At 67.5% G+C, this 10,209-nt stretch carries 12 protein-coding genes; 3 read left to right on the top strand and 9 right to left on the bottom strand.

Annotated elements, in window-relative coordinates:
* The 5 genes from ACFWPJ_RS14895 to ACFWPJ_RS14875 form a co-directional block, all read right to left on the bottom strand.
* Window positions 1-1,035: flavin-containing monooxygenase (locus ACFWPJ_RS14895; RefSeq protein ID WP_378851389.1), on the bottom strand; the 1,035-nt coding region annotated here is incomplete at its 3' end.
* Between the two features lie 4 nt (window positions 1,036-1,039).
* Window positions 1,040-2,539: an aldehyde dehydrogenase family protein gene (locus ACFWPJ_RS14890; protein ID WP_378851386.1), complete on the bottom strand. Its 1,500-nt coding sequence runs from the start codon at window positions 2,537-2,539 to the stop codon at window positions 1,040-1,042.
* On the bottom strand, window positions 2,539-3,048 hold the full coding sequence (locus ACFWPJ_RS14885) for an SRPBCC family protein (RefSeq protein WP_378851383.1): 510 nt from the start codon (window positions 3,046-3,048) through the stop codon (window positions 2,539-2,541). The genes ACFWPJ_RS14890 and ACFWPJ_RS14885 overlap by 1 nt, the downstream gene beginning before the upstream one ends.
* Before the next feature lie 32 nt (window positions 3,049-3,080).
* Window positions 3,081-4,142, bottom strand: a complete 1,062-nt coding sequence (locus ACFWPJ_RS14880; protein WP_378851380.1) for a PDR/VanB family oxidoreductase — start codon at window positions 4,140-4,142, stop codon at window positions 3,081-3,083.
* Window positions 4,143-4,159: 17 nt separating this feature from the next.
* Window positions 4,160-5,053 (bottom strand): metal-dependent hydrolase, encoded by an 894-nt coding sequence (locus tag ACFWPJ_RS14875; protein ID WP_378851377.1) that lies wholly within the window; start codon window positions 5,051-5,053, stop codon window positions 4,160-4,162.
* A 97-nt stretch (window positions 5,054-5,150) separates the two neighbouring features.
* Between ACFWPJ_RS14875 and ACFWPJ_RS14870 the strand changes: the two genes are divergently transcribed.
* Window positions 5,151-5,771: a TetR/AcrR family transcriptional regulator gene (locus ACFWPJ_RS14870; RefSeq protein ID WP_378851374.1), complete on the top strand. Its 621-nt coding sequence runs from the start codon at window positions 5,151-5,153 to the stop codon at window positions 5,769-5,771.
* 284 nt (window positions 5,772-6,055) lie between these two features.
* On the top strand, window positions 6,056-6,379 hold the full coding sequence (locus ACFWPJ_RS14865; protein WP_378851372.1) for a hypothetical protein: 324 nt from the start codon (window positions 6,056-6,058) through the stop codon (window positions 6,377-6,379).
* Here ACFWPJ_RS14865 and ACFWPJ_RS14860 read toward each other — a convergent pair.
* The 3 genes from ACFWPJ_RS14860 to ACFWPJ_RS14850 form a co-directional block, all read right to left on the bottom strand.
* Complete coding sequence (locus ACFWPJ_RS14860; protein ID WP_378851369.1) at window positions 6,346-7,152, bottom strand: Mut7-C RNAse domain-containing protein; 807 nt, start codon at window positions 7,150-7,152, stop codon at window positions 6,346-6,348. The genes ACFWPJ_RS14865 and ACFWPJ_RS14860 overlap by 34 nt on opposite strands.
* A 577-nt stretch (window positions 7,153-7,729) precedes the next feature.
* Entirely contained in the window at window positions 7,730-8,302 is a 573-nt protein-coding gene (locus ACFWPJ_RS14855; protein WP_378851367.1) for a hypothetical protein, read from the bottom strand.
* Between the two features lie 99 nt (window positions 8,303-8,401).
* A complete protein-coding gene (locus tag ACFWPJ_RS14850) occupies window positions 8,402-8,848 on the bottom strand; it encodes a hypothetical protein (protein WP_378851365.1) in 447 nt (148 codons plus the stop codon).
* A 130-nt stretch (window positions 8,849-8,978) separates the two neighbouring features.
* Between ACFWPJ_RS14850 and ACFWPJ_RS14845 the strand changes: the two genes are divergently transcribed.
* Window positions 8,979-9,611 carry a TetR/AcrR family transcriptional regulator gene (locus tag ACFWPJ_RS14845; RefSeq protein ID WP_378851363.1) on the top strand — a complete coding sequence of 211 codons (633 nt, stop codon included), beginning with the start codon at window positions 8,979-8,981 and terminating at the stop codon, window positions 9,609-9,611.
* 216 nt (window positions 9,612-9,827) lie between these two features.
* On the opposite strand, the gene ACFWPJ_RS14840 is transcribed toward ACFWPJ_RS14845, so the two are convergent.
* On the bottom strand, window positions 9,828-10,209 hold a 382-nt coding region (locus tag ACFWPJ_RS14840), incomplete at its 5' end, for an NADPH-dependent F420 reductase (protein WP_378851361.1).

Raw genomic sequence — 10,209 nt, 5'->3', positions numbered from 1 at the left:
GGCCGAGGGCGCCGACATGAATCCGGTACCGTAGATGATCGTGTCGACCGGGATCTCGACTCCGGCTCGGGTGACGACGGAATGTGGTCGTACCTCGGCGATCCCGTCGGTCACCACCTCGACGTTGTCCTGATCGAGGGCAGGAAGGTAGGCGTCGGAAAAGATCGCCCGCTTGCATCCGAGCATGTAGTCCGGCGTCAGCCTCTCGCGCAACTCGGGATCGCGCACCTGGCGCCGCAGCTGCCACCGGCCCAGCATTTCGTAGGGGTGGCGGAACCGGTTGTCGACGAAACCGACCAGGCCGAACGATTCGATCGCCGCGTACCAGGCACTCCGGATCGCCTTGCCCGCGAGGGGGACCTTGCGCAGCACGAACCGCTCGACGCCGGAGGTGTGGCGATCCATCCGCGGCACGATCCACGGCGCGGAACGCTGGAACACCGTGAGCGCGGCCACCTTCGGCTGAATTTCCGGCACGAACTGCACCGCGGAGGCACCGGTGCCGATCACCGCCACCCGCTCCCCGGTGAGGTTGTGCTCGTGGTCCCAGTGCAGCGAATGGAAAGCCTTGCCCTCGAAGGTGTCGAGGCCGGGAAAGTTCGGGTACTTCGCCTCGGCGAAGATGCCGGTCGCCGAGATCAGGTAGTCCGCGGTGAGCGCGCCCTGCGAGGTTTCGATGCGCCACAGCGAGCGGTCCTCGTCCCAGTGGGCCTCGAGCAGTTCGGTGTTGAGCCGGATGTGGTCGACGACATCGAATTTCGTCGCCACGTCCCGGATGTAGCCGAGGATCTCGGCCTGTTGTCCGTAGGTCCGCGACCAGTCGGGATTGGGTGCGAAGGAGTAGCTGTAGAGATGGGACGGCACGTCACACGCGCTGCCCGGGTAAGTGTTGGCCTGCCAGGTCCCGCCCAGATCGGCGGCGCGCTCGAGGATCACGAGATCGTCGAAGCCGGCCTCGCGCAATTTGATCGCGAGTCCGATGCCGCCGAATCCGGCACCGATCACGACGATGTGATGGTGTTCGGTTGCTGTCATCTTCTTACCGATTCCTTCCATGCAGCACGGTGACCAGCCGATCGACGATGGCGTCGGTGGTGTCGCTGCGGGTGAACGTGGTCAGTGCCAGCGGCAACGGGAAGCGTTGCCGGGTCGTGGCTTTGGCGTAGGTGAATTCCTTCAGGCCGTCGGGCCCGTGCACCCGGCCGAAGCCGGAATCGCCGACGCCGCCCAACGGCAGTCGCGCGATCGTGGCATGTGCGACGTAGGCATTGATAGAAGTGCCGCCCGCGCGGAGGCGATCGGCGATCTGCCTGCCGTTGCGGCGTGAGAAGACCGTGCTGCCCAGGCCGTACGCGCCGGCGTTGACCCGTTCCACGGCCTCGTCCATATCCCGCACCCGCGCCACGGTGAGGGTCGGGCCGAAGGTCTCCTCGGTGACCGCCGCGGCATCCTCGGGAACATCGACCAGAATGGTCGGCTGCACGTACTGCCCCTCGATCGCGTCGGCGCCCCCCAGCAGCGCCCGCGCTCCGCGCGACAGCGCGTCCTCGATGTGGTGACGAATGATCGCGATCTGCTTGGGCATCGTGATCGGCCCGATCTTCGCCGCACCCGTACCCGCACGCAGATTCTGTGCGCAGGCAACGAGTTTCGTCAGGAACTCGTCGTAGACGTCGGTGTGCACGTAGACACGCTCCACGCCGAGGCAGGTCTGGCCCGCGTTCGACATCCCGCCCCACACCGCGGCGTCGGCGGCGGCGTTCAGGTCCGCGTCAGCATCGACGATGAGCGCGTCCTTTCCGCCGAGCTCCATCAGCACCGGCGTCAAGGTCTCCGCGCACGCGGCCATGACCCGCTTGCCGGTGGCGGTGGACCCGGTGAATCCGATCTTGCCGACCCCGGCCCGGCACAGCGCGGCACCGGTCTCCCCCAGGCCCGTGATCACCTGGAACACCGGCTGTTCCGGTACGACAGCGCCGAATCGCTCAGCGAGCCAGCGCCCTACCCCAGGGGTGTACTCGCTCGGCTTGAACACCACGGCGTTGCCCGCCGCGAGCGCGAAGGAAATCGAACCCAGCGGCGTGAAGACCGGGTAGTTCCACGGTCCGATCACCCCGACCACGCCGAACGGGCGGTACTCCAGCGTGCACTCCTGATTGACCGCCAGCAGCCCGGGCCGCACCGAGCGCGGTCCGAGCACCTGGCGCGCATTGCCCGCGGCCCACGCGAGGTGTTCGAGCGCCATGGCGATCTCGAGGCGAGCATCGGAGAGCGGCTTGCCCATCTCGTCGTGGATGATCCGCGCGAGTTCGTCTCGCCCGCGGACGATCTCGCCGCGCCAGGCGTCCAGCCGTCGCGCTCGCTCGGCGAAGCCGATGCCGGCCCACCAGTCCGCCGCCGGGCGGGCGGCGGCGACCGTGGCCTCGACCTCGGCCGCGGTGTGCACCGGATAGCCGCCAACCGTGGCACCGGTCGCGGGCGAGGTCACCTCGAAGCTCGACTCACGCTGCGCGGACTGGTCTTTCGTCGGCGCCGCCATCAGCGGGATTCCTTCCGCGCGAGGTCGAGCACCCGGCGGGTGATACCCCGGGCGATCGACGCGGTGACCTGTTTGTTGAGCGGTCCGCCCGCCCACAGCAGCGGCCGCAGCGCCGCGTCGCCCTCCAGCGCGAACGTCCACGTCAAGCGAGTGCCCGCACCGGTGGGTTCGAGGGCGATGTCCTCGGCGAAGCGGCGCAGACCCGGAATGGAGGCCGCGTCGACGGTGAACGTCATCCGCTTTCCCTCGTCCCAGCGGTAGAAGCGTTCGGTCAGCGCCACCGCACCGGCGAGGGTGACGATGCGGGTGGAGCCGACGCCGTGCGGCCGCGGTGAGCACCACCGCATGCCGGTGACCACACGCGACCACGACACCAGCGCGTCATCGGCACTCAGCGCCGCCCACACCTGTTCGGGTGCCGCGGGAATGCTCACGATGTGGACATACCGTCGGGATGCGTTCGCCAGGAAGGCATCGTCGCATTCGGTCAGCGGGAAGGTGCGCCCCATGGACGTCGTCCTTTCGACAGTGATTGCTCTGGTCAGAGGTCGAGCACGAGTGATTCGCCCGCGGCGCGGGACACGCAGGTCAGCATCTGGCTGCTGCGCTCGGAGTCCAGGAGCTTGCGGTCGCGATGCTCTACCGCACCGGCCAGCACCGCGACCTTGCAGGTACCGCAGAACCCCTGCCGGCACGAGTACACGACATCCGGGTTCACCCGGGCGATGGCCGCGAGCGCGGTTTCCTCGGCACCGACGCGCACGGTCGTCCCGGAACGCGCCAGGGTCACGTCGAATTCTTTGCCGTCGACCACCGGCAGCGCCGAGAAGCGTTCGGTGTGCAGGGATCCCGTCGGGTTGATCCGGAAGGCATGGCGCTGGGCCGCCGCCAGCACAGGTGGCGGGCCGCAGACGTACACCGACGCGCCGGGTTCGGCGCGGGTGAGCAGTTCGGCGATGTCGGGCGGGCCGAACTCGTCATCCGGACGGATGTCGATCCGGCCGCCCGGCATGGCGGCCAATTCCGCCAGGAACGGCATGGTTGCGCGCGAACGCCCGAGGTAGATCAGCTGCCAGCGCGCGCCAGCACGGGCCGCTGCCCGCACCATGGGCAGGATGGGGGTGATCCCGATGCCGCCGGCGACGAAGAGGTAGGAGGGCGCGGCGATGAAGTCGAAAGCGTTGCGCGGGCCACGGACACGAATCGTGTCCCCCACCGCCAACTGCTCGTGCACCTCGATGGATCCCCCCTCACCGTCGGCGATGCGGCGAACCGCGATCCGATACCGGCGACGGTCGTCGGGGTCACCGCACAGGGAGTACTGACGCTGCTTGCCCGAGAGCAGCACGACGTCGAGGTGCGAACCCGGCCGCCAGGGCGGGAGGAGGTCACCGGCAGGCGAGGTCAAGGTCAGACCGACCACGTCCGCGGCAACCGATTCGACCTGCGCGACCGTCAGCGGGATCTCGAATCCACTGTGGCGCACCGGATTCGGCTTGGAGATCAACGGCGCGGCGCGACCGGCCACGAACAGCTGCCGGTAGCCGTCGGCCAGCGCGCCCAGCGCACGCAGCGCGACGGGCGGCGTGTACGCCTCCGACACCGCACCCACCCCCGCCGTCACTGCTCCGCCGCGCGGGCCGCGGGCGAATGCGCCAGATAGCGCAGCGCGCGGTCCATCGGGCCCAGCTGAGAGGGGTGGAACCCGGGACGCAGGTAGCGCGGGATCTCGCTGAGGAACAGGCCGAAGTTGGGCACGATGCCCCGGGCGGTCGCCCGAGCCAGCTGCACCGGCCAGAACGGACCCTTGCGGGGTGCGGGATCCTTGGCATAGAGGTACGCCGAGGCGACCACGAACGTGGCCAACAGTGTCGCGCTGGCGGCGACCGCGGTACGCGCCTTACGCCCATAACTGCCGTCGACGTACATGTAGGCGTCGTAGACCACGCTGCGGTGCTCGACTTCCTCGGCGCCGTGCCAGCGGATCAGATCGAGCATGGTCGGGTCCATCCCGAGGTCCTCGAACTTGTCGTTCTCCAGCAACCACTCACCGATGACGGCGGTGTAGTGCTCCATCCCGGCGAACAGGGCGAGGCGTTCCTTGAGCCATTCCTCCTTGGCCCGGCCGGTCAGACCATGGTCACCGAGAATGCGGTCGACGAACCAGGCGAAGGTCTTGATCATCGAATCGACGTCGAGGCCGATCGACTGCAGGTGATCGCGCGCACCGGCGTGACTGCTGGCGTGCATCGTCTCCTGACCGACGAAGCCCTGCACCTCCTCGCGCAGCCGCTGGTCGTCGATATAGGGCAGCGCTTCGGCCAGCGCCTGAGCCATCGCCCGTTCGCCTTCCGGCAGCACCAGGTGCATGACGTTGATGACGTGGGTCGCGAAGACCTCGCCCGGGATGTAGTGCATCGGCACATCACCGAAGTCGAAGTGCACGTCCCGCGCGTTGATCGCGTGTGCTTCCTCGCGGTGATGACGCCTCGTTGCGTCAACTGAATGAGCCATGTCACAACGATACGATGCAACAGATTGAATTGCAATGTTGCAGCCACAAAAAGTGTCGCCCTGTTGCATCAACCGCCTGGTTGCTACCGTTGACGGCATGACCACGGCCCCTGTGACCTCGACAAGCGCTCCCGAATCCGACGATTCCGACTCCGTGGAGTCCCGCATCCTCGACGCGGCACTGGTCCAGTTCGGCCATGTCGGGGTCAAGAAGACGACGATCGAGGACATCGCCCGCCAGGCCGGCGTCGACCGGGCCACGGTCTATCGGCGGATCGGGTCGCGCGACGACGTGGTCAGCGCCGTCTTCGCCCGCGAGGTCGCGCGCGTGCTGGCGGACCTGACCTGCCTGCCGAAACAGCACGACAACCTCGACGACCTGGTGGCCGACGTCCTGGTAACCGTCGTCCGCCGCTGGCGCGAACACCCGCTGGTCAACCGCCTGCTGCTGCTCGAACCCGAGCGAGTGCTACCCCGCCTCACCAACGACGGCGCTACCACCATCGCGTTGTCGATCGCGACCACCGAGTCCATCCTGCTCGAGGCGATCGCCGCCGGACAGCTCGTCGAGCCCCCGGACCTCAGCGCTCGCACGGAAGTCCTCTGCCGGGTGGTGCACTCGATGATCCTGGCGCCGTCCGGCGTGCTCCCACTGAGCACCGACGAAGAACTGCGCGACTTCGCCCGAACGCACCTCGTGCCGATCATCACACACTGACCGCAACGGCGCCGGCGCCCGGAATTCCGGCACTCAGATGCCGGTGCCGCGCGAATCCGGCAGGCCGACTCGCGGCCGCACTGTCGATCAGCATGGCGGGCCAGCCGCAGCACAGACACCAGCCTAGTTCGTCGCCCGGCCAGAAAACGATCCTCGATGACGGCGTACACGTCGTCGGCGGGGACGGCGGGGACGTTGTCGACCTGGCCGTCGGTGCGGACACTGCAGCGAGTCCGCGCGGGTCGTAGGCTCACCCGGCTGCGGAATCGTGGAGACTGAGAAGCATGTCGCGGCTCGAGCTTTTCGCACGACCTCGGTGGCGCAAGACCTGGAACGTGTATTTCCCGGTCGCCGCCCTGGTCGACGGTCGGTGGTGGGTCTTGCGGCTCAACAGCTTTCCCGATCATGCGCTGTGGACGCTATTCGTCGAGGGCGTGCCGTATTTCGACATCGATGACTTGCCGACGACATGGGGGCAACCACTGGACCGGTCCGTTCCGATCCTGGAACCCGGCACTGTCGAGGAAGTCCTGGCCCCGGTTCGGGATTTCGTGGCGTACGGCAGTGAAGTCGGTCAACCGTGCGATAACCCGTTCTGTTGCGGGTAGTGATGCCTCTGGTCAACACCCTTTTGGGCACTCGTCGCGGCGCGAATTCGGGTGACCGTGTTGTCGAGCCGCCGCTGATGTGACCCCGCCCAGTAGATGCGCCCGCACTCCGAGCACCGGCGAAAGGTGTCGTAGTAGCGGCGGGTGAGCGGTTCGAGGCGATCGATGATGTCGCCCTTCGCCACCTCGGTGACGATGCCGCCGCAGCGCAGGCAGCGGGTGAACGGGGCAAGGCGATCGGCCAGGTCGAGCCTGCGGATCAGCTCGACGATCTGCTCGAACGGCCGGTCCGCGTGCACGAAGACGCCGTGGGTGACGTTGCGCCGCGCGAGGAGTCCGCGGTCGCGGGTGAGCAGGATGCGATGGTCGGCGGCGGCTGTCTCGGCCAGCGCGGCGTCGGCGGCGGCCCAGTCGCAGCGGGTGTCGAGTCCCATCAGGCGCATCAGCCGGGCGAGGCCGCCGAGATTGACGTCGACGATGAACCGCGGATCGCGCAGCGGGCGGGCCCGCACCCTGGTCAGCGGCCCGACATCCAGCGTTTCGAACATCGGGTACGCGGCGATCCGATCGCCCGGTCGCGGGTGGTGGCCGAAGTCGACGGACTCACCGTTCACCAGGATCAGATCGACCTCGGTGTGCGGGATGCCCGCGGCCTCGACGATGTCTTTGACAGTCTGATGCGGACGGACCGGTCGCCGCTGCGCCGCATACCGAGCAGCCGGGCGGAGGAAGTCGTTCAGCTCGGCGTACGCGCGCAATTCCACACTGGCCATACGACCATTGTCGTCGCAATTCACTGGGCAGGGGATGCTGCCCGCGGGTACGTATACGCCGGGCTGCGGCTCGAGCGCGCTCACCGGAAGTACACGATGTCGGTCTCGTTGTGCAGCCGCTCCCCGCCTGTGCTGGTGATGCGGGAACTTTCATCGAAAGGGACTGGGCAGGTCGGGATTTCGCTGCACGCGAGCAGGTCGGCCCTGTCGTCGCCAACTCGGGCCGTCGGACGCGGGCTGGATGTGGGCTTGGTTCAGGCCAGGACGGCAGGCTTCAGTACATCGTGACACCACTGGCGGAAGCTCGTAACCTGACGCCGCATGGCATGTACCTGCGCACACCGTCGGGCACCGCGAGGAGCAGGTTGTGCGCGACGACACGGAGTTCTGCTTACGGGACTCCGGCGCAGTCGATGGGCCTCCGCGCTGGCCAGCTCCCGATCGTACTGCCGGTGAGCTTGCCAGGTTCGGCCAAGGGCGTCGCGGGCGAACCACTCCAGAAACCCAAGAACATTGATTGAGCGGCGCCCGCCCCGCGCGCAACCCGCCGCTGCCTTTGGGCCTACGGCCATTCGGTTCAGCCGTGGGTCAATTCCTCGGCCATGCGGGCGGTGATGGCGGCCAGGACTCGAGCCGCGGTGGCCAGATCTTCGGCCGGGACCGCGCCGTAGGCGGCGGCCACGATCGCGCCGGATTCGGCGCGAACCTTGCCCACTACGGCATTGCCTGCGGTGGTGGGCTCGAGTCTGCCGTGGGGTGTGTTCGCCACTAGGCCCTTGGCGAGTAGCGCATTCAGGGCAGTTTCGACCTCGGCGGGGGCCCACTGGGTCAATCCGGCGATCCGGTTGATGTGAGCGGCCCGCTCGACCGGCTCGCCAGTGGCTTGATTCAGCACGATCCACTGCTTCTCATCCACAGTGGTGCCGGTCAGTGCGCGGACCAGCACCGCGGTGTGGTGCTTCTCGGCCTGGCCGATGATCGACGGAGTCAAGGTGGCGGGGGCCGGAGCTGATTGGGTCGTGGTCACGGCGGCGACGGTGCTGCTCGCGGGCGGTCCGGCCTCGGCGGTCGTTCCACCGCAACCAGTAAGCAGCAATGCCGCACCGATGGCCGAGACCGCTACGCCGACAACGGTAATTCTGCTGTTCATTTCGTGAAACCTCTTCTCTGTGGATGGACGAACCCGCAACGGTGCTCGTGCGCCACCGGCCCACGCTCGCGAAAGCGATGGTCCGGTGGCGAATTCGGTTCAGGCGTGGGCCAATTCCTGGGCCATGCGGGTGGTGATGGTGGCCAGGACTCGAGCCGCGGTGGCCAGATCGTCGGCGGGGACCTCGCCGTAGGCGGCGGCCACGATCGCCCCGGATTCGGCGCGAACCTTGCTCACCACGGCCTTGCCGGTGTCGGCGGGCTCGAGCAGTCCGTGGGGTGTGGTGGCCAGCAGGGCACTGGCGAGCAGTGCGTTCACGGCGGTCTCGACCTCGGTGCGGGCCCACTGAGTCATTGCGGCGATCCGGGCGATGTGGGCGCTCGGATCGACCGGCTCGCCAGCGGCAAGGGCTTGATTCAGCACGATCCACTGCTTCTCATCCAGGGTGGTGCCAGCCAGTGCGCGGGTCAGGACCGCGGTGTGGTGCTTCTCGGCCTGACCAATGATCGAGGGGTTCAGGGTGGTCGGGGCGGTAGCGGTGCTCATTGCGATCTCCTGGTTCGGATGGTGCTCGGTGTCGTGAACAATTCTGACACTCAGTGTCATACGTGCGCAAGTCTCAATTTACACTGCGTTCCTTTTGAGCCTGAGGCTCTTCGCGCGCTAGGATCTCGGTATGCCTTCAGACGACCGCGCCCTGCCGCTGCGGGAACGCAAGCGGATCCGCACCCGCCGAGCCCTGGCCGACGCGGCCCTGGCGCTGTTCACCGAGAAGGGTTTCGCCACCACCACCGTGGAGGAACTGGTCGAGGCAGCAGAGGTCTCGCGCAGCACGTTCTTCCGGACATTCCCCACCAAGGAGGCAGTGGCCGTCGAGGCCGAGACCGAGCTCTGGACCGGCTATCTCCAAGCCCTCGCCGCGAGTGAACTCACCGGGCCGATCCTCACCGCGTTACGCGACGTCCTCACCGACACGGCGACCGCGCTTCCCGACGACTGGGATGAGCGCTACATCGCCACACGCAGCCTGATCCTGACCGCCCCCAGCCTGCTCGGCTACATCGAATACGCCCGCTCGGGTGTGGAAACCGAAGTGACAGCACACCTTTCGGGCAAACTGGCCCTCCCCCCCGGCGATCTGCGCCTCCGCATCCTCGCCGAGCTGACCACTACGGCCTGGAGCATCGCCGGGCGTGGCTGGGTCGCCGCCGACGGCGCCGGCGGCCGATCCGCGCTCATCACCCGCCTGCACGAAGCCTTCGCCGCCATCCCCGACGCCCTGCGAACAAGGGCTCCAACGCTCGCATAGGCAAAACGGCACCTCAGCGTCTGACGCTTCTTTTGCCACCCTGGTTAAGAAGCTGAGAAGTACAACGACGTCGACGCATCCTGCTCGCCGGCATGAGCCACGTCGTCAGAGAGGAGCAGCTGTCGGCAGGCTCCGGCGAGGACATCCAGTTCGAGGCGAGGGATGACCCCCAGTTCCGCGGCAAGGTGAGCGACCCCGGCTACGCCGAGTCAGCCTTCAGGCCACGACATTTCGTCGCGCGGCGGCGAGGTTGGCAATCAGCTCCGCACGAGTCTGGGTCTCGTGCGCGACCCAGGCGGGCTGGCCGGGACCGCTGCGCCAGGATTCGCTGAGCGGGCTGTTGTCGACGGTGTCGAAGCCGAACTGGTCGTACAGTCGCGTCACGAGATCCACCGCCTCGGGAAAGTCGCTCGACGTCGACAACGCCAGCCGGCCCGGAGTCCCCCCAGGTCGACCCGCTGTGGTGATGCGGGGAGCCTGGATATGTGTGAAGGCCTTGACCACCTTGGACATCGGTAGGTGATCCTGGCGCAACTCGTGAACTGTCTTCTTACCTGATTCGACAACCGGGAACCGGCCGTCGCGCCAAGCCATGTAG

It is taken from the genome of Nocardia sp. NPDC058497 (genome assembly GCF_042720195.1).
Taxonomy (GTDB): domain Bacteria; phylum Actinomycetota; class Actinomycetes; order Mycobacteriales; family Mycobacteriaceae; genus Nocardia.
Note: the sequence above shows the minus strand (reverse complement) of the source record. Positions and strands in the feature narration are given on the sequence as shown.